This window comes from Sanguibacter biliveldensis (assembly GCF_033798665.1).
Taxonomy (GTDB): domain Bacteria; phylum Actinomycetota; class Actinomycetes; order Actinomycetales; family Cellulomonadaceae; genus Sanguibacter; species Sanguibacter inulinus.
This window is the reverse complement of record NZ_CP138359.1, coordinates 2,926,414-2,946,851: the sequence shown is the minus strand read 5'-3', so window position 1 is coordinate 2,946,851 and position 20,438 is coordinate 2,926,414. Positions and strand designations below refer to the sequence as shown.

The 20,438-nt window shown below is 70.4% G+C and carries 18 protein-coding genes; 11 read left to right on the top strand and 7 right to left on the bottom strand.

Annotated elements, in window-relative coordinates; all coding sequences use genetic code 11:
• Entirely contained in the window at positions 1-708 is a 708-nt protein-coding gene (locus tag SANBI_RS12900; protein WP_319155633.1) for a histidine phosphatase family protein, read from the bottom strand.
• Positions 709-827: 119 nt separating this feature from the next.
• Between SANBI_RS12900 and SANBI_RS12895 the strand changes: the two genes are divergently transcribed.
• From SANBI_RS12895 to SANBI_RS12875, 5 genes are all read left to right on the top strand, one after another.
• Positions 828-1,037 carry a type II toxin-antitoxin system VapB family antitoxin gene (locus SANBI_RS12895; RefSeq protein ID WP_319155631.1) on the top strand — a complete coding sequence of 70 codons (210 nt, stop codon included), beginning with the start codon at positions 828-830 and terminating at the stop codon, positions 1,035-1,037.
• A gap of 5 nt (positions 1,038-1,042) precedes the next feature.
• A complete protein-coding gene (locus tag SANBI_RS12890) occupies positions 1,043-1,486 on the top strand; it encodes a PIN domain-containing protein (protein WP_319155629.1) in 444 nt (147 codons plus the stop codon).
• Positions 1,487-1,601: 115 nt separating this feature from the next.
• Positions 1,602-1,880 carry a type II toxin-antitoxin system Phd/YefM family antitoxin gene (locus SANBI_RS12885; RefSeq protein WP_319155627.1) on the top strand — a complete coding sequence of 93 codons (279 nt, stop codon included), beginning with the start codon at positions 1,602-1,604 and terminating at the stop codon, positions 1,878-1,880.
• 3 nt (positions 1,881-1,883) lie between these two features.
• A complete protein-coding gene (locus tag SANBI_RS12880; RefSeq protein ID WP_319155625.1) occupies positions 1,884-2,285 on the top strand; it encodes a PIN domain-containing protein in 402 nt (133 codons plus the stop codon).
• A 468-nt stretch (positions 2,286-2,753) separates the two neighbouring features.
• Complete coding sequence (locus SANBI_RS12875; RefSeq protein WP_319155623.1) at positions 2,754-3,755, top strand: D-glucuronyl C5-epimerase family protein; 1,002 nt, start codon at positions 2,754-2,756, stop codon at positions 3,753-3,755.
• 71 nt (positions 3,756-3,826) lie between these two features.
• Here the strand turns inward: SANBI_RS12875 and SANBI_RS12870 are convergent, their stop codons facing one another.
• From SANBI_RS12870 to SANBI_RS12850, 5 genes are read right to left on the bottom strand one after another with little or no spacing between them, the layout of a single operon-like run.
• Entirely contained in the window at positions 3,827-4,609 is a 783-nt protein-coding gene (locus SANBI_RS12870; RefSeq protein ID WP_319155621.1) for an ABC transporter ATP-binding protein, read from the bottom strand.
• Positions 4,599-5,345 (bottom strand): ABC transporter ATP-binding protein, encoded by a 747-nt coding sequence (locus SANBI_RS12865; RefSeq protein ID WP_319155619.1) that lies wholly within the window; start codon positions 5,343-5,345, stop codon positions 4,599-4,601. The genes SANBI_RS12870 and SANBI_RS12865 overlap by 11 nt, the downstream gene beginning before the upstream one ends.
• On the bottom strand, positions 5,342-6,538 hold the full coding sequence (locus SANBI_RS12860; RefSeq protein ID WP_319155617.1) for a branched-chain amino acid ABC transporter permease: 1,197 nt from the start codon (positions 6,536-6,538) through the stop codon (positions 5,342-5,344). The genes SANBI_RS12865 and SANBI_RS12860 overlap by 4 nt, the downstream gene beginning before the upstream one ends.
• Positions 6,522-7,406 carry a branched-chain amino acid ABC transporter permease gene (locus SANBI_RS12855; RefSeq protein ID WP_056129430.1) on the bottom strand — a complete coding sequence of 295 codons (885 nt, stop codon included), beginning with the start codon at positions 7,404-7,406 and terminating at the stop codon, positions 6,522-6,524. Before SANBI_RS12855 ends, SANBI_RS12860 begins: the two co-directional genes overlap by 17 nt.
• Before the next feature lie 7 nt (positions 7,407-7,413).
• A complete protein-coding gene (locus SANBI_RS12850; RefSeq protein ID WP_319161313.1) occupies positions 7,414-8,655 on the bottom strand; it encodes an amino acid ABC transporter substrate-binding protein in 1,242 nt (413 codons plus the stop codon).
• 184 nt (positions 8,656-8,839) lie between these two features.
• Between SANBI_RS12850 and SANBI_RS12845 the strand changes: the two genes are divergently transcribed.
• The 6 genes from SANBI_RS12845 to SANBI_RS12820 all read left to right on the top strand — a co-directional run bounded on the left by SANBI_RS12845 (position 8,840) and on the right by SANBI_RS12820 (position 19,236).
• Entirely contained in the window at positions 8,840-9,874 is a 1,035-nt protein-coding gene (locus tag SANBI_RS12845; protein WP_319155614.1) for a LacI family DNA-binding transcriptional regulator, read from the top strand.
• Between the two features lie 214 nt (positions 9,875-10,088).
• Positions 10,089-14,036 (top strand): PQQ-dependent sugar dehydrogenase, encoded by a 3,948-nt coding sequence (locus tag SANBI_RS12840; RefSeq protein ID WP_319155612.1) that lies wholly within the window; start codon positions 10,089-10,091, stop codon positions 14,034-14,036.
• A 148-nt stretch (positions 14,037-14,184) separates the two neighbouring features.
• The gene (locus SANBI_RS12835; protein WP_319155610.1) at positions 14,185-14,808 is read left to right on the top strand and encodes a hypothetical protein; all 624 of its coding nucleotides are present in this window, start codon (positions 14,185-14,187) and stop codon (positions 14,806-14,808) included.
• Positions 14,809-14,865: 57 nt separating this feature from the next.
• Positions 14,866-15,927 carry a COG1361 family protein gene (locus SANBI_RS12830; RefSeq protein WP_319155608.1) on the top strand — a complete coding sequence of 354 codons (1,062 nt, stop codon included), beginning with the start codon at positions 14,866-14,868 and terminating at the stop codon, positions 15,925-15,927.
• A gap of 307 nt (positions 15,928-16,234) precedes the next feature.
• Positions 16,235-17,491, top strand: a complete 1,257-nt coding sequence (locus SANBI_RS12825) for a flavin monoamine oxidase family protein (protein WP_319155606.1) — start codon at positions 16,235-16,237, stop codon at positions 17,489-17,491.
• Positions 17,488-19,236 carry a cryptochrome/photolyase family protein gene (locus tag SANBI_RS12820; protein ID WP_319155604.1) on the top strand — a complete coding sequence of 583 codons (1,749 nt, stop codon included), beginning with the start codon at positions 17,488-17,490 and terminating at the stop codon, positions 19,234-19,236. The genes SANBI_RS12825 and SANBI_RS12820 overlap by 4 nt, the downstream gene beginning before the upstream one ends.
• Before the next feature lie 47 nt (positions 19,237-19,283).
• Here the strand turns inward: SANBI_RS12820 and SANBI_RS12815 are convergent, their stop codons facing one another.
• Positions 19,284-20,129: a GTP pyrophosphokinase gene (locus SANBI_RS12815; RefSeq protein WP_408669707.1), complete on the bottom strand. Its 846-nt coding sequence runs from the start codon at positions 20,127-20,129 to the stop codon at positions 19,284-19,286.
• Positions 20,130-20,438 lie beyond the last annotated feature (309 nt).

Sequence of the window (20,438 nt, the reverse complement as noted above, 5' to 3'; positions counted from 1 at the left end):
CTAAACGCCGGTGCCGGACGGCGCCGTGTGCCCGGCTCCACCACCCACCGGTGCATCACCCGACCCGATGCCCTGCGACAACCACGAGAGGTCGCCTGCGTCGGTGTTGGTCGCATGGACCGTCGGCCTGCTCGCGCCGTAGCGGACGATCGACACCGAGGCGGGACCGACGTCGATGCGCTGGAACAGGTCGAGGTGCGTGCCGAGGGCGTCCGCGAGGATCGACTTGATGATGTCGCCGTGGCTGACGGCGGCCCACACCGCCCCGGGGCCATGCTCCGCCTCGACGGCTGCGTCGTGGCGGCGGACCGCTGCGACAGCCCGGGCCTGCATCCCGGCCATCGACTCCCCACCGGGGAAGACGACCGCGGAGGGTTGCGACTGCACGGTCGACCAGAGTGCCTCGGTCGCGAGCTCGGCCAGCGTGCGGCCCTGCCACTGCCCGTAGTCGCACTCGGTGAGGTCAGCCTCGAGCGTGAGACCGGGCGAGCCCGTCTGCCGGTCGAGGATGTGCTGCGCGGTCTGCTGGCAGCGCTCGAGAGGGCTCGACACCACCTGGACCAGGGGGACGGCCGCGAGCCGGTCCCCGGTGAGAGCCGCCTGGTCGCGGCCGATCTGGTCGAGCGCGACGCCGACGGCCCTGCCGGCCAGCACCCCGGACGCGTTCGCTGTGGTGCGGCCGTGCCGCACGAGGAGGACTGTCGCCATCTGGCCAGCCTAACCATGCCGACATCTCTCGCTGTCCCCGGTGTCGTGGACGCATGCTGGAGGCGAACCCTCGACCCGCAGTATATAGTCGATCATATAGTCCAACCGAGGAGACCACCGTGGCAGTCACCAGCGTCGACCTGGACCCGCAGCTCATCGAGCGAGCGCGCGCACTGACAGGGGAACGGTCCAACCGTGCAGTTCTCGATCTGGCTCTGCGGCGACTCATCGCCTCCAAGCAGAAGGGGGCCATGGTCGACGGCATCGCCGGGCTGGCCGGCCTCGAGTCGGGTCTCGGTGCCCCCGTGGTGCCTCCCGCCGAGGCCTGACGGACGTGACCGACTACCTCGTCGACAACTCGGTGTGGGCCCGGCTGGCCAGCGGAGACCGAGGGATCACCGATCGCCTGCGCCGCATCGAGAGGGCTCCGGCAGACCTGTTCGTCACGTGCGCCCCGCAGGTCCTCGAGTTCTGTCACAGCGCGCGCACCCCGGTCGAGCACCGTGCGTCCCGTGACCAGATCTCTCTGGGGTTCCCGCTCGAGCGCGCTCCGGACGAGTCGCTGGTCCTCGAGATCCAGAGCGCGCTCTGGGATGCGGGCCTGGTCCGAGCCGCTGGTGCGGTCGACATCATGATCGCGGGCTACGCCATGGTCAACGACGCGACGGTGCTGGCAGCGGATCACGACTTCGAGCACATCGCGCGGGTCGTGGACCTCCAGCACGAGTACGTGGCACCAGATCCCCTGAGAGAGCGGCATCGCCTCCTCCCCGGGTGAGCCGATCCCGGACGAGGTCGTGCGCGGCGACGGTGCCACGGCGCTCCGCTGCGATGCAGCATGTCGGTCGACAGTCCGTCGGATGAATGTCAGACATGAGTAGTACAATCGACCCATGCAGACCGTGACCAAGCGCGAGCTCAACCAGCACACGGCGGCCGTCCTCGACCGGGTCACCTCGACCGAGGACGTCGTGGTGACCGAGCGGGGGACGCCACGGTGGCGTGTCAGCCCCGTCCGGGAGCAGGACACGCCTCTGGTCCGGCTAGAGCGTGAGGGGCGGTACACCCCGCCCGCCGCCTCGCCCGCACCCTGGCCCGAGAGCCCAGGTGGCCCGGCGTACACGGACGCCCAGGTCGATGTCATGCTCGACGAGATGCGCGGGGACCACTGACCCGTGGCGCCGCACATCGTCTACCTCGACTCCTCGGTGGCCCTCCGTACCATCCTGGACGTCCCCGAGCGGTCGAACCTCCAGGAGTGGATGCAGGCTCCCGGGACGACCTACGTCTCCTCACGCCTCCTCCGGACCGAGGTGGTGCGGGTCTTGCGGCGCGACGGCCGCCCGCTCTCCGACGCGGCGCCGCTGCTCGACCGTGTCGGCATGCTCGACATCACCCGAGAGACACATTCCGTCGCCGAGTCGATCGAACGGCACATCAAGACTCTTGACGCTCTGCACCTGGCGACCGCGCTCCTCGTCGGCGAGCCGGTGACGGTCGCGACCCACGACTCGACGATGAAGACCGTCGCTGTGCACCTGGGGCTCTCGGTCACCGATCCGGTGAGGTCTGCATGAGCGCTCCTCGAGCACTCTCGTGATCCGTGGGCGCTGGATGACCTGACCAGCAGCGCGGCACCTGGCCTGCGCGCCACGAGGACGCTGCTCGACCACCACCGACTCGCCGAGCCTGGTGCCGTGATGCCCGTGGCACTCCACCTGCAGGGGGAGGAGCGACCGTCCGCGGGACGTCCCCGTAGGCCCACGGGTGGATGGCCTCGGCGTTCCTCCTTGCTAGCGTCGCGGGCATACACCCAGGTCAGGGCACCGCGCCCGCCTGCTCGCGAGGATGCGCACAGGGGCGACTCCTGCCGCTCGACTCCTCGGGTGTGCACAAGCCGGGGGGCACCAGTGAACCGTCGTCGACGACCCGTCCGACCATCGACCGAGCGACACCGCAGACCGGCGAGCGATCTCGCGCAGTCACCAGCGAGCCGGGCGGCTCGTGCCGTCAGGCTCGGCAGCGCGGCCGTCGTGCTCGGGCTCGTGGTCACGTCCCTGGCCTCGTGCACCGCCGAGCCCGCGGTACCCGTGGAGGTCTCGTGCCTCGACGGCCCTGGTCTCGCACCGGCCGCCGGTGCCGCCGGGACGGTGGCCGGCTACGGGGTGAGCGGCCTACGACCGGGCCCCGTCACCCGGGACTACTACGCGGTCACCGAGCGGACCCTCGTCGACCTCGACGACCCCGTCGTCGACGCGGACGGGGCGCTGGTGAGCGAGGCGACCCACGGACGCGGCCCTGACTACCACCCGGTCGCACTCGCGCAGTACGGGCTGGCCACCCTCGGCTCCTACGAGCTCACCCGCGATCCCGAGTACCTACGTCGTGCGACCGCGACCGCGACCCGTCTCCTCGAGGGCGCGACGGTGTCGGAGGACGGCGCGCTGTGGTTCGCCTACCCCTTCGAGTACTCGATGCACGGGGACGAGGCGATGACGCTCGAGGCCCCCTGGTACTCGGGGATGGCTCAGGGCCAGGGGCTCTCCCTCTTCACCCGGCTGGCAGCCCAGACCGGAGACCCGGTGTGGGTGGGGGCGGCCGAGCAGACCTTCCGCACCTTCGGCGTCGAGCGTCCGACCGACGACGACTCAGCCCCGTGGTTCGCTCACGTCGACGAGGCCGGGTGCCTGTGGTTCGAGGAGTACGTCGGGTCGGTCGAACCCGTCCAGGTGGTCAACGGGCACATCTACGCGACCTTCGGTCTCTACGACTATGCGCGCCTCACGTCGGACGAGGCAGCGGTCGAGCTCTTCGACGGTGCGGCCACGACGGTGCTCCAGGCCTTCGGCGCCTACCGCGCTCCCGGCGACGTCTCGTACTACTGCGCGGGTCAGTACTGCAAGGACCAGGAGTGGCAGCCCGGGAGCTATCACCGGGGGGTCGTGCGCCAGGTGGAGACGCTCGCCCTCATCACCTCCGACGCCGCGTTCCTTGACCGCGCCACGGTCTTGCGCAGGGACTACTCGGAGTCGGGCTCGACCGACTGACTGTGCAGGGCCCCGAGACGACGAGGGGGACCGTGCCGTCGGCACGGTCCCCCTCGTCGATCACCCCAGCTCTACACGGCGCTCTTCTTCTCCCCGGGCCGCCCGCCCAGGTACAGGTCGGACAGCTGTGGGTCGGCGAGCAGCTCGCGCGCGGGCCCGGTGATGTGTACCCGGCCGAGGTCGAGCACGCAGCCGATGTCTGCGGTCTCGAGCGCCCGGCGGGCGTTCTGCTCGACGAGCAGCACCGCCACGCCGGCGTCGCGCATCCGCACGATCTGCTCGAACACCTTGGTGGTCGTCTTCGGGTCGAGGCCCATCGACGGCTCGTCGAGCAGGACCACCTTCGGGCTGACCATGAGCGACCGGGCGAACTCGACCTGCTTCTGCTGGCCGCCCGAGAGCAGACCGGCCAGCTGCTTCCAGCGCTCCCCGACGATCGGGAAGAGGTTCTGCACGAACTCGACCCGTTCCTTGATCTGCGCGCTGTCGCGCATCGTGTACGCGCCGAGCAGCACGTTCTCGGCGACAGTCATCTCGCGGAAGACGCTGTGCCCCTGGAGCACGTGGGCCAGGCCTGAGGTCAGCATCTCCTGCGGTCCCTGGCCGGTGACGTCGGTGCCGTCCACCACGATCCGGCCCGAGGCGGGCTTGAGCAGCCCGCTCGCGACCTTGAGCACGGTGGACTTGCCGGCGCCGTTGGGCCCGACGAGGCACACGACGGTCGAGGCCGGCACGCGGATGGTGAGCCCGCGCAGCACCATGGCCGCCCGGCCGTAGCCGGCCTGGATGTCGTCGAGGACGAGCAGGTCGCCGCCCGGGCTCGACGGTGTCTGGGGTGTGAGGTCAGACGCCAAGGTAGGCCTCCAGGACTCGGGGGTCGGACTGGACGATGTCGGGTGTGCCCTCGGCGATCGGCCTGCCGCGGTCGAAGACGACGACGTGGTGGGACAGGCTCATCACGAGGTCCATGTTGTGCTCGACGATGAGGAAGGTGGTGCCCTCCGCGTTGAGCTCTTTGACGAGCGACCCGATCCGGCCGATGAGCGACGGGTTCACGCCGCCTGCGGGCTCGTCGAGCATGATCGTGTCGGGGTCGCCCATGAGCACCCCGGCGAGCTCGAGGAGCTTCTGCTGCCCGTAGGACAGGTCGCGTGCCTCGCTGTCCTCGAGGTGGTCGATCCCTACCCGGACGAGGAGCTGGCGTGCCTTGGCCACCTCTTCGTCGGTGCGGGCGGGGGCGAGCAGATCGCGGATGCGTGTGCGACGGACGGCGACGAGCACGTTGTCCAGGACCGTCATGCGGGGGAAGATCCGGCACAGCTGGAAGCTGCGCCCGATCCCCGCGTGCGCGATCACGTGCGGCGACCGCCCGGTGATGGTGCGCCCGCGGAAGGTGACGGTGCCGGAGTCGGGTTTGATCATCCCGGTGACGCAGTTGAAGAACGTCGTCTTGCCGGAGCCGTTGGGCCCGATGAGCGCGTTGATCTTCCCGTCGTGGAAGGTGACGTCGGCGCCGTCGACCGCGCGCACGCCGCCGAAGACCTTGGTCAGGCCTCGGGTGCTGAGGTTGGTCCCTGTCGTCTCGCTCATCGCTCCTCCTCGGGGGCGGGGGTGGGTCCGCCGGCGTGCCGGGCGACGGCGGGGTCGGGGGACTGCTCGCGGGCGGCCGGCCCGCCGGAGAACACCGAGTCGCCGTTGATGCCTGCGGCGGCGTTGCGCTCGGCGAGCTCGCTCGCGGTCATCTCGCGGATCGAGGACGACTGCGGGCCGAGGCGCCGCAGCCCGGCCTGGACCGCGGGGATGATCCCGTCGGGCATGAACAGCACGACCAGCCCGAGCAGCAGGCCCGTCGCGACGAGGTGGAACTGCGTGTCGCCGAACTCGAGCTTGAACACCTCGAGCGCGACCCCGACGATCACGGCCCCGACGAGGGGCCCGAAGAGGTTGCGGATGCCGCCCAGGAGCGCCATGAGGACCATGTACGACCCGAGCAGGATCGAGAACTGGAAGATCGGGTCGAGGTCGCCGAACCACAGCGCGTACATGCCGCCGGCCAGGCCTGTGAGCGTGGCCGAGACGACGTAGGCGACGAGCTTGTAGTTGCGGGTGGGGATGCCCAGGGCCTCGGCCTTGTCCTCGTCCTCGCGGATCGCCTTGAGGCCGATGCCGAAGCGTGAGCGGTCGATCGCCCACCACAGCACGAGCATCACGGCGAGGAGCGCCGCGAAGAGGTAGAAGAACACGCGGTGGTGCTCGGGACGCATGAGGTCTGGGAAGGGGCGGGGGACGACGAGGCCGTTGGACCCGCCGGTGAAGGACCCCCAGCCCTGGAACACGAGCAGCAGGATGAGCACGAAGGAGATCGAGACGATGACGAAGGACGCCCCGCGCACGCGCAGCGCCGCGATGCCGATCGGCACGGTGATGATCGCGACGACCACCCCGGCCAGCGCCCACGCGACGAAGGACGGCAGCTCGAGCTCCCGGATGATGATGCCGGTGCCGTAGGCGCCGAGACCGAAGTAGGCGGCGTGCCCGAGGGAGATGTAGCCGGTGAAGCCGCCCATGAAGTTCCACGAGGTGGCTGTGCAGGCGTAGGACAGGACGACGACGCCGGCCGAGAGGATGTAGGCGTTCGGGGCCATGGACGGGAAGAGCGCGACCACGAGCGCACCGACCACGAGCGCGAGCGCCGCGGCGATGCGGCGGGTGCGGCGCGAGGTGGGCGGTCGGGTCGTGGTCTCGCGGGACGGTGCGGCCAGGGTGCTAGAAGCGTTGGGCAAGGCGACCTCCGAAGAACCCCTGCGGACGCACCATGAGCGTCACGAACAGGGCGACGTAAAAGATGGTCTGCGCCCACGTGGTCCCGAGCGGGACCTGCAGCAGGCTCTGGCCCACTCCCAGGACGAGGGCGGCGATGGCGGCGCCGGGGATCGAGCCGAGACCTCCGACGACGATGATCGCCATCAGCGGTCCGATCCAGTGCCAGTGCAGCGACGGGTAGATGGTGGCGTCGAGCGAGAGCGCGGTCCCACCGAGGGCCGCCGTCGCCAGACCGAGCCCGAAGCCGAGGCCGGCGACACGGTCGGTCTTGATGCCGACCAGCTGGGCGGCCTCGGGGTGCTGGATCGTGGCGCGCAGCGCCTGCCCGAACCGCGTGTGCTTCATCAGCAGGTACAGGGCGAGCAGCGAGAGCGCCGCGAGCCCGAAGGCGATGAGCTTGACCACGGCGATGCGGGCCCCGAAGATCTCGAGGCTCGACGAGGAGTAGGGCAGCTGGGTGCGGCGCTGGGTGCCGCCCCACACGAAGCCGATGAGGCCTTCGATGAACAGCGCGATGGCGAAGGTCAGCAGGACCGACATCATGGTGAGCGTTGCGGGCCGCAGTCTCCGGATGAGCAGACGCTGCATGACCACGCCGACCCCGAAGAACAGCGGGACCGTGACCACGAGCGTCAGCAGGGGGTCGATGCCGAGCCGTGAGTTGGCGTACCACGCGAGGTAGGCAGCCAGGATGAGGAAGGCCGAGTGGGCGATCATGACGACGCGCATGACACCGAAGTACAGCGTCAGGCCGGCCGCGAGGAGGGCGTAGAGCCCTCCGAGCAGCACGCCGAGGATGAGGCTCTGGACGAGGAGGGAACCGGTCACGGAGCCGTCACCACTCGGGCTTGGGGAAGATGGGCGCGGCCTCGGCGGTGTCCTCGGGCAGGACGATCGTGATCTCGCCGTCGACGTACTGCTGGATCAGGTGCGCGCCCTGCGGCTTGCCCGTCGCGTCCCAGGTGAGCGGCCCGACGACGGTGTCGACCTCGTTCTCGTGCAGCCAGTCGACGAGCTGCTGCTGGCAGTCGCCCTGCTCGGCGCAGCCGACGGCCTCGACGGCAGCGGCCACGACCTGGCCCGTGGTGTAGGCGTTGGCCTCGTCCTCACCGGGCGGGTTGCCCTGGATCTCGGTGTAGCGCTCGACGAAGTCGGCGTTGGAGGGCCATGCAGCGTCAGGCGTGTATCCGGTCGGGGAGAGGATGCCCTCGGTCTTCGCGCCGATCGCCGCGGAGAACTCCGGGTTCGTCGGGGCTGTCGAGAAGGCGGCGAGCTCGGGCTGGTAGCCGAGCTGCTGCAGGGCCACGATGAGGTTCACGGCGTCCTGGTACTGGGTGCCGCCGATGACCACGTCAGCCCCCGAGTCGGCGATCTTGGCGGCGATCGGCGAGAAGTCTGTCGTGTTGGGCGGGTAGACCTCGTCGACGAGGACCTCGAGCCCGCCCTCGGCCAGCTTGTCGCGCAGTCCGTAGGCGGTCCCCTGCGCGAAGGGGTCGTCCATGGCCGCGACGGCCACGGTCTCGGGCCGCTCGGCCTCGGGCAGCGCGAGGATGTAGTCCGCGAGGTTGTTGTAGTGGTCGTCCGCGATCGCGGGGGCGGCGTAGAAGAGGTTGTCGAAGCCCTGCTCGAACACCTCGGCCGCGGCCCCGGCCGGCTCGACGAAGAGCATCCCGTACTCCTGCGCGATACGTGCCGAGGGGACCACGAGGCGGGTCGAGAACGGACCGAAGACGAGGTCGACCTCGTCCTGGGCGATGAGGACCTCGTAGTCGGCGACGACGCGGTCGGCGTTGGACTGGTCGTCGAGGATCTTCAGCTCGACCTGCCGGCCGAGGAGCCCGCCGTCTTCGTTGACGATCTGGGCCCAGGCCTCGTAGCCGCGCTGGACGCCCTTGCCCGGCTCGGAGAAGTCGCCGGTGAGCGGGAGGGAGATGCCGATGACGATGGGGTCGTCGCCCCCGCCGTCGGACCCGCCGCTCGAGCCTCCGCAGGCGACGACGGTGAGGAGCGCTGTGGCGCTCGCGGCCGCGATGAGGGCGCGGCCTCGTGCGCTGGTGCCGCGTGGGCGGCTGGTCATGTGTGCCACGGGTGTTTCTCCTACTTCGTCGTAAGAAGGTCATCCAATGGGGATCACCGCACCTGCGGAGGCTCGTCGTCGAACATCCGGTGGAAAGCGGTTACCGCACACTATGCTCCCGGATAACATCAGCGCAAGACCCGGGCGAGGGTACAAAGTCCCGGACATGGCAAGGGGGCCATCGATGTCGGTCAGAGCGCAGCACGTCCCCGGCGAGCCCCGGCTCTCCGACGTCGCACGGCTCGCGGGGGTGTCGATCGCGACGGCCTCACGGGCCCTGTCAGGGGCGCGGGCCGTCACCCCTGAGCTCGGTCGGCGCGTGCTGGAGGCGGCCGACGCGCTCGCGTACACCGTGAACCCGCACGCCCGGTCGCTCGCCGGAGGTCTGACGGCTGTCCTGGGCCTGATGGTCTACGAGATCGACGACCCGTACTTCGCCGAGATCGCCGGCGGTGTGATCGCCGGGGCGGCCGAGCAGGGGTGGAGCGTGCAGGTCAGCCACCAGGACCGCACGCCTGCGAGCGACCTGGCCGGTGCCCGGCTGCTGCGGGGGCAGCGGGTCGGTGCGATCGTCATCGCCGGGTCCGGCTACAGGGACGCGGCCATGAACACCATGCTCAACGCCGAGCTCGAGGCCTACGCGGCGTCGGGGGGACGGCTCGTCGCGATCGGCCACCGCGACCTCGACTGCCACGCGGTGCTGCCCGACAATGTCGGTGCGGGGCGCGCTGTCGCCGAGCACCTCGTGGCGCTCGGGCACCGGCGCATCGGTGTCGTGGCCGGCCCGGAGCGGATGACCACGGTCCAGGACCGCAGCCGGGGGATCGCGGAGGTCGCGGCGGCCGCGCGGATCGACGACGTGGCCTGGGAGCACGCGGCCTTCACCCGTGACGGCGGACGGGCGGCGACGGCCCGGCTGCTCGAGGCACGCAACGACCTCACGGCGATCATCGCGCTCAACGACACCATGGCGATCGGGGCTCTGTCGGTCCTGCGCGAGCGCGGCGTCGCGGTGCCGCAGGCCGTGTCGGTGACGGGGGTCGACGACGTACAGGTGGCGCAGGACCTCGCACCCGCGCTGACGACGGTCCGGCTGCCCATGGCGAGCATGGGCCGGCGGGCCGCAGGGCTCGCGCTGCGGGCCGAGCGAGGTGCGGCGCAGGTGGTCGAGGTCGGTTTCGAGCTGGTCGTCCGTGCCTCGACGGCGCCGCCTGCCTGACCGAGCCGGGCTCGCGACCCGTGGGCAGACGGGTGCTCTGACGTGCACGGACGCCTCGTAGCGCCGTGAGGGCTGTCGGCTCGTCCGGGCAGTGACGCTCGTAGCACGCACGGAAAGCGTTTCCCCTAATTGTGCTCAGACCATTGCCACGTGCCTGGGCGCGTGCCAGGGTGAGCATGCCTGAAAGCGCTTCCCAATGACGAGGAGCCAGACAATGACGTCAGCACGCACCCGATCGGCGCGCCGCAGAGCGGCCGTCGCCATCCTTCTCTCAGCGGTCCTCGGGGCTCTGCCCCTGGCAGCCCCGGCCGGTGCCGCACCGGCCCCCGACGACCCCGGTGGCCCACCGCCACCGACGACCTCCGCAGGATTCACCGAGCACCTGGACTTCGAGCAGTACACCCCCGGGGCGCTCGACGGGCAGGACGGCTGGACCGCCAGCCCGGCGACGGCCGTCGTGCCCGACCCGCTCAACGGCAACAACTTCGTGCTCACCCAGAGCGGCCCCAGCATCCGGGCCTTCCGCGAGGTCCCGGCGATCGCTGACGGCGAGACCGGCACGCTGTTCTTCCGCATGCTCCGCAGCGGCAAGGTCGACACCTCCTTCGGGCTCACCGACGTCGACGCACCGAGCACCACCAGCCACAGCCGCGCCTACGTCAACCACCAGAACGACGACGTGCTGCGTGTCCGTGACGGCGGGGCCTTCGCCACCGCGGGTGCGTGGTCGCCCGACGTCTGGCAGTGCGTGTGGATCGTGGCGGACAACGCGACCGACACCGTCGCCGTGTACAGCCAGGGCGGTCCCTACGCCGAGCAGACCCGTCTGCCGGCAGGCTCGGAGACCCAGTTCGGGTTCCGGCAGGCCGTGACCGGTTCCCTCGACAGGTTCTACTGGGTCAACGGGACACCGAACCCCGGGACGCAGTACCTCGACGACGTCGCGGTCGACACCGCCGGTGCGAACCTTGCCGTCCCGAGCGGCAACCCTGCGGACTGCGAGGTCGGCGAGGTGCCGGCCGAGCCGCTCCTCAACCCTCTGCCCGACCCGACGCCCTCCGAGCTGGGGATCGAGGTCGAAGAGCTCGTGCAGCTGCCGGCCTCCTCGACCACCCCGGCAGCGAGCGACCCGCGGCTGATCCGGCACAACCGGATCACGCACCTCGACGAGGTGCCCGACGGCTCGGGCCGGCTCGCCGTGCCGGACATGAACGCCGTGCTGTACATGGTCGACAAGGAGACGGGGGAGTACGTGCCCTATCTCGACGTCCGCGCGCAGTTCCTCGACACCTTCCACAACCACGCAGGCCTGGGCACAGGGCTCGGTTTTGTCGAGCACCACCCGGACTACGCCACCAACGGCATCTTCTACACGGTCCACACCGAGGCAGGAGCCGCGCTCACCCAGGACACGCCGGACTTCCCAGGGTTCGGGGCGACCAACTTCCACAGCGTGCTCACCGAGTGGACGGCCGACGACCCGTCGGCGACGACCTTCGCAGGCACCAGCCGCGAGGTGATGCGGGTGCCCTTCAACGGCCGCGTGCACACGATCCAGCAGCTGGCCTTCAACCCGACTGTCGCCCCCGGTGACGCCGACTACGGGAAGCTCTACGTCCTCGTCGGTGACGGCGGCAACGGGGTCGGCAACGGCAACCCGCAGGACCTCGCGACACCCCAGGGCACGATCTTGCGCATCGACCCTCTCGGCGACGACAGCGCCAACGGGCAGTACGGGATCCCTGCGGACAACCCCTTCGTGGGGACCGCCGGCGCTCTCGGCGAGATCTACGCCGTCGGTATGCGTGACCCGCACAGGATCAGCTGGGACACCGGCGGCGAGCACACGATGTACCTCGGGCACATCGGCGAGTGGCAGGTCGAGTCGGTCTACGCCGTCGAGGCGGGCGACAACTTCGGCTGGTCGGACCGTGAGGGGCCCTTCGTGGCCGAGAACCGTCAGATCTTCCCGCTCCCGGCCGACGACGCCGAGCAGTTCGACTTCACCTACCCGGTGGCCGCGTACGACCACAACCGTGATCCCGGCCAGACCGGGGACGCGGGTGTCGCCCTCAACGGTGGGTTTGTCTACCGCGGTGCGATCCCCGAGCTCCAGGGCAAGTACCTCTTCACCGACCTGGTCCGCGGCTGGGTGCTGTCGACCGAGGAGGACGAGATGGTCCGGGGTGACGGCGACCCCGCCGGTCTCGCCGAGATCTCTCAGCTCAAGGTCTTCGTCGACGGTGTCGAGACGACCTTCGCCGACCTCGTCGGCGACACCCGGGTCGACCTGCGCTTCGGGTCCGACGCCGACGGCGAGCTCTATCTCGTCTCCAAGGCCGACGGCCGGGTCTGGACCGTCACGGGAGCCCGCACGGGCGACCCGGTGCCGGTCCAGCCCTCCGTGCTGCCCGAGCTCGCCCCGAGCCTGGTGGCCCACTACACCTTCGACCACCCTGTCGAGGGCGACCTGACGAAGGAGCTCGACCAGGGCTTCTCCGGCACGACGATCGACCTGGTCAACGGTGGTCGGGAGATGCGGGTGACCGACCGCGCCTACCCGGGCGCAGGCCGCGCACTCCAGACGCAGCAGCTGAGCGCGACGGCTGCGTCGAACGACGACTGGAAGGCCGGGGTCTACGACCCTGAGGGTGTCGACACGCTGAGGCCCTTCGCCGGGGCTGACGAGACCACGATCATGGGCTGGTTCAAGCCCACGGGCGAGATGCCCGCACTCAACTCGAACACCGCCGACCCGGCCGACCGCTACAACGCGATCGGTCTGGCGGGCATCCTCACCGGGACCTCTGACGGGCACGCGGTCCGCACGCTGCTCGAGGTCATCAACGTGAACGGCGAGCCGAAGGTCGTCGGTCTGGCCCGCCGGGTCGACACCGGCGCCTCGTGGACGTACGCGGCGAACCTGCCCTGGGACGAGATCCTCGAGCAGGGCGAGTGGGTGCACCTCACGGCGACCTTCGACTTCGTCAACGGGTCGATGGCCCTGTACATGAACGGCGAGCCGCTCGAGGGGACCTACACCTCGGCGACCAACCCGTGGGGCCCGGGGAGCGCCTCGGAGTCCGACCCGCGCGGCATCAAGATCGGCGGCAGCTTCCCGCAGAACACCCGGGAGTCCAACCCCTGCGACTGCCGGATGGACGACCTGATGTTCCTCGACTCCGCGGTGTCGGCCGACCAGGTCGCGGCGCAGTTCGACAGGTACGCAGCAGAACCCGTCGTCACGGTGCCGCCGCCGTCGTGCACCCCGGCCGGGGTGGTCCTGACCGACGTGATGGGAGCCGAGAGCTGGACGCCGCGGACACCCTCGAAGTGGCAGCTCCCCGGAGACGAGATCATCCTCGCCGAGGCGGGGACCAATCCTGACGACGGCATCCGCCGACCCTTCGAGTACGCGGTCCTCACCGAGGGCCCCGTCCTCGGGTCGGTCGACATCCAGGCGGAGGTCAGGCTCGACGAGCCCGTCTCCGTCAACAACCGGGACGTGATCGTGGTCTTCGGCTACACCTCGGACGCGCAGTACTACTACGCGCACCTGTCGCAGGACAACACGATCTACCCGCACAACGGGATCTTCAAGGTCGACGGCAAGGACCGCGAGCGCATCGACGACCAGTGGGACGGCGCGGTCGGTGCACCCCCGGCGGTGACCGACGACGAGTTCCACGCGGTCCGGGTGGTGCACTGCGCCGACACCGGCGAGATGGCCGTCTACCTCGACGGTCTCGAGAAGCCGTTGCTCACGGCGACCGACACGACCTTCACCTCGGGTCGTGTGGGCTTCGGCTCCTTCGACAACGTCGGCCGGATGCGTGGGCTCACGGTGACGGGCACCGCCGTCGCCGAGCGTGAGCTCGAGATCGCCGTCGAGGCGGTCCCGAGGTGCCTCGGAGCCTCTGCGGTCGTCGCGGTGTCGGCGACCAACGCCGACGTCGTGCCCTTCGGCGTGGTGACCCTGGCCACCCCCTCGGGGACTCGGGAGTTCGCGTCCCTCGAGGTCGGCAGGCGGGCCTACACCTCCTTCGCCGTCCGAGGCCCGTCGCTCCCGGCCGGGACGGCGACCGTGACGGCCACGGCCGTCGTCGACGGTCACGAGATCACGTCTGAGGAGTCCGTGCCCTACGACGCGATCACCTGCTAGGACCGCTGGGCCCGGCCGGTGCCGCCGGCCGGGCCCAGCGCGACCCAGCCCTGTCGAGGGAGGCTGCCCGGACGCCCTGTGGCGCCACGGGCGCCTTCCTCCGCCCCCTGCACTCTCTCGACCGAAACCTCCGACAGGAAGCAGACCCATGTCTCGTCTCTCTCGCGCCGGCGCGATCGCAGCGCTCGGCTCAGCATCCCTCCTCCTGGCGTCGACAGCCGTCGCCGCCCCTGACCCCGCCCCCGGACCCGTCGACGAGGGCGGCGTGCCGCTGCTGGTCGAGGTCACCGACCAGGGCGCCCTGGCGATGACCGTCGACACCAGTCCCGTCGCGCTGTCCGAGTCGGGCTCGGACAGCGACGTCCGGCAGTTCACAGGTGTCCTGCCGACAGTCACCGTGACCGACACCCGCACCACGAGCGACGAGGGTGTCGCCTGGGCTGTCGTGGGGGACACCTCCGACTTCGAGGCCGTCGACTCCGGCTCGGTGATCTCCGGGACGTACCTCGGGTGGGCGCCACGCCTGGTGAGCACCCCGCCGGACGACGACGGGTCGGTCGTCGAGGGGGTCCCGGTGGCCTCCGAGGCCGACGACGGCACGGGTGTGGTCGGCGGCTACGACCTCCTGGTGTCGACCTTCGACTCCTCCGACGCCCGCGAGTTCGGGGCGTCGTGGGAGGCCTCGGCCGACCTCGCCCTGAGGGTCCCCGTCGTCGAGGCGCCCCCGGGCTCCTACAGCGCGACGCTGACCCTCTCGCTCTTCGAAGGCTGACCGACCGTGGGCGGGGCTGCCGACGGCACCCCGCCCACTGCTCCCGAAGGAGGTCCCGTGACCGCATCCCCCGGCTTGCGCACTACCGTCGCCCGGCTGCTCGCAGCGCTCACCCTGATCGTCCTGACGGTCGCTCTCGGTCCGGTGCCTGCTGCGGGGGCGTCGGCCCCGGACCCCGCCTCGCAGGTCTCCTGGTCTGTCTCGCCGGCCAGTGCCGAGGGACCTGACGGGCGCCGGACCATCGACGTCGCCGTGCCCCCGGGCGGGTCCGTCCAGGAGCACGTCCTGGTGCGCAACCTCAGCGAGCACGCGGTGACCTTCGACATCACCGCCAACGACGGCTACCTCACAGCCTCGGGCCGCTTCGACATGCGGCCCAGGTCCCACGCCCCGGTCGAGGCCGGTGCGTGGGTCGACGTGGTGAGCACCCTCGAGCTCGAGGCCGGCGCCAGTGCTGTCGTCCCCGTCCTGCTCCAGGTCCCCGCCGACGCGACCCCGGGGGACTACTCGGCGGGTGTCGCGGCCAGCGTGGTCACGAGCGCCGACGGCCTCGTCTCGACCGAGCACCGTGTCGGTGTCCGGGTGGACGTCAGGGTCGCTGGCGACCTCGCCCCGGCGCTCGCGCTCGACGACCTCGAGGCGCGCTACGTGCAGTCGTGGAACCCCTTCGCCCCGGGTTCGGTGACGGTCTCGTCGACCGTGGCCAACACCGGCAACGTCAGGCTGCGCAGCGAGGTCAGCTCGAGTATCGCCCCGTGGTCGGGACGCGCTCTGAGCGGCGCCACGCAGACACCCGACCTGTCGCCAGGCGCGCAGACGCCCGTCGTCGTCACCACCGAGAGGGTCTGGCCCCTAGGTCCGCTGCGGACGACGGTCGCGTTGCACCCTGCAGCAGACACCGAGGCCGCTGCAGGCGCAGAAGCCATCGCCCCTGTCGTCCAGACCTTCACCACCTGGGCACTCCCCGTGCCCCAGCTCCTCGTGGTGCTCGGCGCGCTCGCGGTGGTGCTCGCGCTGCGGTCAGCAGTCCGCGGTCGACGTCGCCGGCTGGCCCGCATGCTCGCCGAGGCGAAGCAGGCGGGGATCGCCGAGGCCACCGTGCACCACGGGAAGGCCTGAGACTCCACCTGGAGACCTGGAGACCTGGAGACCTGGAGACCTGGAGACCTGGAGACCTGGAGACCTGGAGACCTGGAGACCTGGAGACCTGGAGACCTGGAGACCTGGAGACCTGGAGACCTGGAGACCTGGAGACCTGGAGACCTGGAGACCTGGAGACCTGGAGACCCGGACACCCGGACACCCAGTCGTCGTCGTCCTGTGCCGTCGCCCTCTCGCCCGGCTCCCGACCCCGGTCACGGCATGCGTCCCGGTTGCCCTGCCGACAGGCCCGGGCGAGACTTGCCCCTCATCAGGAGGGAACCCCATGGACACGGATGTCGTCGTCGTCGGCGCAGGTCTCGCAGGTCTCCAGAGCGCCCGACGCCTGGAGCGGCTCGGTCTGCGGGTGACGGTCCTCGAGGCCGGTGACGCCGTCGGCGGCAGGGTCCGTACCGACACGGTCGACGGGTTCCTCTGCGACCGTGGCTTCCAGGTGCTCAACCCCTCCTACCCGGCCGTGCGGGACTGGATCGACGTCCCGTCCCTCGCGCTCCAGACTTTCGGTGTCGGCGTCGTGGTGCGCACCGGTGAGACCAGGACGACCCTCGCCCACCCGCTCCGGCACCCGCAGCACGCCCTCGGGACCGTGCTCAGCGATCTCACGCCGGTCTCGGACCTCGTCGCGCTCGCCCGGTGGCTCGGACCCACCCTCCTGCACGCCAGGGCTGCGTTCCGCTCGACACCGGACCTGCCGCTCGGGGAGTCCTTCGACCAGGTCGGTCTCACCGGCCGCCTGCGCCGCGACGTCCTCGACACCTTCCTCGCTGGGGTCCTCGCCGACAGCACCGGCAGCAAGTCCGCAGGCTTCGTCAGGCTGCTCATGCGCTCCTTCGCCCTCGCTGCCCCAGGTCTCCCGCGCGAGGGCATGCAGGCGATGCCCGAGCAGATGGCCGCCTGGCTGGCAGAGCCGGTCCGGCTCGGCACCCCGGCCCGCGAGCTGCGAGAGACCTCGGACGGGGTCGTCGTGTCGACAGATCAGGGGACGCTCCGCGCCCGCGCAGCGGTCGTCGCGGTCGGTCCGCAGGACGTCGCCTCTCTGGTCGACCTCCCAGCCCCCGTCACGCACGGGCTGACCACCTGGTGGTTCCGCACGCCCGAGGTCCCGCGGGCCAGCCCTTTCATCGTCCTCGACGCCTCGCGTCCCGGCGGGGGACCGGCAGGCCCGGTGTGGAACACCGCCGTGGTCTCCGAGGCAGCCCCGTCGTACGCGCCGCACGGCGAGCACCTGGTCCAGGCGACCACGCTGCTCGACCGACACGACGGCCGCGCGAGCGAGGTCGACGTCCTCCGCGACCTCGCGCGGATCTACGGGACGTCGACCAGCGGATGGGAGGTGCTGGTCCACCACGTCGTCGAGCACACGCTGCCCGCGCAGCCGCCGCCGCTCCGGGACCGACGCCCACGCTGGACGGGAGACCGCGTGCTGGTCGCCGGCGACCACCAGGCCACAGGGTCGATCCAAGGGGCGCTGCTCTCGGGCGACCGCGCCGGCCACGCGCTCGCGAGCCGACTGCGTCCATGACCGCGGTGCCACCCCCGACACCGCACCCGAACCCGGCGCCGCACCTGGCGCAGACGCCACCCCTGAACCGGGCGCCACTGCCGCACCTGCGTCTCGTCCTGCCGCACCAGCTCTTCGACGAGCACCTCGACGCCGGTCTCGGCACGCTCTTCGTGGTGGTCGAGCACGACCTGCTCTTCAGGCAGTACAGGTTCCACTCCCACAAGCTGGTGCTGCACCGCGCGTCGACGGAGCGCTTCGCGGCACGCCTGCGGGCGCGCGGGCACGAGGTCCGCACGCTGCGCAGCGACGCCGGTCGCAGCTCCCACGACCAGCTCTGCGCCCTCGTGCGTGGCCTGTCCCCGGTGCAGGTGACCTTCTTCGACGTGGTCGACGACTGGATGGAACGTGACCTCCGCTCCGCGCTCGCGGACGGCGGGTACACGCTCCACGCCGACGACGTGCTCGAGACCCCGAGCTTCCTCACCGACCGCGCCCAGGTCGACGCGTGGTTCGCGGGGAACGCCCCGCGCATGCAGGACTTCTACGTGTGGCAGCGTCGCAGGCTCGACGTCCTGCTCGACGGCGACCAGCCCGTCGGCGGGCGATGGTCCTACGACGCCGACAACCGCAAGAAGCTCCCGCGCGACTACGTGCCCCACGTGGTCGGCCGCTTCGCACGCCATCCCGTGCTGCGCGACGAAGGCACCTTCGACCTCGAGTCGCTTTTCGACGACCCAGCCGACGACACGGCTGGCGGCTACGACGGCGACCACCGCGACGGCCGTGCCCACGCCGACGGCAGTCGGCCCGACCGGGCGGCGCGACCCCAGGAGGTCGACGAGGCCATCGCCTGGGTGGCGGCAGAGTTCCCCGACGCCCCGGGCGACCCACAGCTCTTCGCCTGGCCCACGAGCGCCGACGAGGCCCGCGAGCACCTGGACGAGTTCGTCCGTGAGCGTCTGCACGACTTCGGCCCCTACGAAGACGCGATCTCGACCGAGCACCCCTTCATCGCGCACAGCCTGCTGACCGCCGCGCTCAACATCGGTCTGCTCGACCCTCGCGACGTCCTGCAGGCGGTGCTCGACGGTGCCGACGAGAGCACGCCGCTCGCCTCGGTCGAAGGATTCGTCCGGCAGGTCATCGGGTGGCGCGAGTACATGCGGGCGACGTACCGCGTCTACGGCCGCCGCATGCGGACGTCCAACTACCTCGGCCACACCCACGCCCTCGGCGACGGCTGGTGGGACGCCACGACGGGCCTGGAACCCGTCGACCTGGTGATCTCCAGGGTCCTCGCGACGGGTTACGCCCACCACATCGAGCGGCTCATGGTGCTGGGCAACGCGATGTCGCTCCTGCGGGTCGACCCTGACGAGGTCTACCTGTGGTTCATGGAGATGTTCATCGACGCCTATGACTGGGTGATGGTCCCCAACGTCTACGCGATGAGCCAGTTCGCGGCCGGGACGGCGATCACCACCAAGCCCTACGTCTCGGGCAGCAGCTATCTGCGGAAGATGTCCGACCTGCCGCCGGGGGAGTGGCGGGCGGACTGGGACGGGCTCTACTGGGCCTTCGTCGAGGACCAACGCCCGGTCTTCGAGGCCAACCACCGCGCGACGATGGTCGTCGCCCTCCTCGACAAGATGGCCCCGACGACCCTCCGCGAGCACCGACGGCGTGCGGGCGCTCTGCTCGAGCCGGAGGCCGGGGCGTCCGGGTTGCTCCGGACTCAGCCAGCGGACCCGTCCTCGGGCTGAGCCCAGCGGACCGCCCGGCAGCCCGTCACCATGACGAGTCCAGCGGGCTACGTCCCCGTCTCGCGCCCGATCTGCTGGAACAGCGTCTGGAGCAGCTCAGCGGGAACAGCCTCGAGCGCGCTGGACGGTTCTGACGTCTCGGCGGCGCTCGCGTGCGGGAGGCGGCTGACCTCCTGGTGCAGGCGTTCCATCTTCACGTCGAGCCGGTTCGCTACGGTCGCCGCGTCGCGCAGCTCGTCGAGCAGGGTCTGCGGCACGTCGCCGTCGTACTTGTAGTAGATCTTGTGCTCGAGGCTCGCCCAGAAGTCCATCGCGATGGTGCGGATCTGGATCTCGACCTTGACGTGCTCGACCCGGTCCGACAGGAACACCGGCACCTGGACGATCAGGTGCAGGCTCTTGTAACCGTTCTCCTTCGGGTGGGCGATGTAGTCCTTGACCTCGACGACCGTCACGTCCTCCTGCGACATGAGCATGTCCCGGATCGTGTACGTGTCGGCGATGAAGCTGCACGTGATCCGGATCCCGGCGATGTCGAAGATCTGCTCGCGGATCGCGTCGACTCGCAGCGGGCAGCCCTTGCGGACCGCCTTGGCGAGGATGCCCTCGGGGGACTTCAACCGAGAGCTCACGTGCTCGATCGGGTTGTAGTCGTGCACGTAGCTGAACTCGTCCTTGAGGATGTTCACCTTGGTGAGCATCTCCTCGAGGCCGAACTGGTACGCCATGACGAAGCGCGTCAGCTCGTCGCGCGCCGCGACGAGAGCGCCGCGCTGGTCCGGCGAGAGCCGTGCGAAGGACTGCGCGACCGGCTCGGCGAGGGGGCCGCTGCCGACCGTCGGCGGGGGGAACCCTGGGGAGAGGCGATCGGCCTCGTGCGCGTCGGCGCTCATCTGTCGTCGTGCTCCTGTCGGTCCGAGGTCGGGGCGACCTCGTCGATCGAGACGTCCCGGCACCTCTCGAGACTAGTCGTCGCCCGGCGCGGGGCGTGGGACCGCTCGTGACGACTGTGTGGGGGACGTGGGACGACCCTGCAGACCGGGACGCGAGGAGCGGCATCGTCGGCGGGTGAGCAATGAGCAGATCGTATCGCTTCGAGCGGTTGACACTATTTCAAGATGCTTGTCATCTTAAAAAGGTATCCCAGCAGGCCCGCGAACGTTGTAGTGGTGCTTGGGTCCCGGTTCAGCATCTCTGAAAAC

Bases quoted from the DNA above. Each gene is read 5' to 3' on its own strand.
- SANBI_RS12900 (WP_319155633.1), bottom strand. From the start codon at position 708: ATGGCGACAGTCCTCCTCGTGCGGCACGGCCGCACCACAGCGAACGCG.
- SANBI_RS12885 (WP_319155627.1), top strand. From the start codon at position 1,602: ATGCAGACCGTGACCAAGCGCGAGCTCAACCAGCACACGGCGGCCGTC.
- SANBI_RS12865 (WP_319155619.1), bottom strand. From the start codon at position 5,345: ATGAGCGAGACGACAGGGACCAACCTCAGCACCCGAGGCCTGACCAAG.
- SANBI_RS12850 (WP_319161313.1), bottom strand. From the start codon at position 8,655: ATGACCAGCCGCCCACGCGGCACCAGCGCACGAGGCCGCGCCCTCATC.
- SANBI_RS12845 (WP_319155614.1), top strand. From the start codon at position 8,840: ATGTCGGTCAGAGCGCAGCACGTCCCCGGCGAGCCCCGGCTCTCCGAC.
- SANBI_RS12840 (WP_319155612.1), top strand. From the start codon at position 10,089: ATGACGTCAGCACGCACCCGATCGGCGCGCCGCAGAGCGGCCGTCGCC.
- SANBI_RS12835 (WP_319155610.1), top strand. From the start codon at position 14,185: ATGTCTCGTCTCTCTCGCGCCGGCGCGATCGCAGCGCTCGGCTCAGCA.
- SANBI_RS12825 (WP_319155606.1), top strand. From the start codon at position 16,235: ATGGACACGGATGTCGTCGTCGTCGGCGCAGGTCTCGCAGGTCTCCAG.
- SANBI_RS12820 (WP_319155604.1), top strand. From the start codon at position 17,488: ATGACCGCGGTGCCACCCCCGACACCGCACCCGAACCCGGCGCCGCAC.
- SANBI_RS12815 (WP_408669707.1), bottom strand. From the start codon at position 20,129: ATGAGCGCCGACGCGCACGAGGCCGATCGCCTCTCCCCAGGGTTCCCC.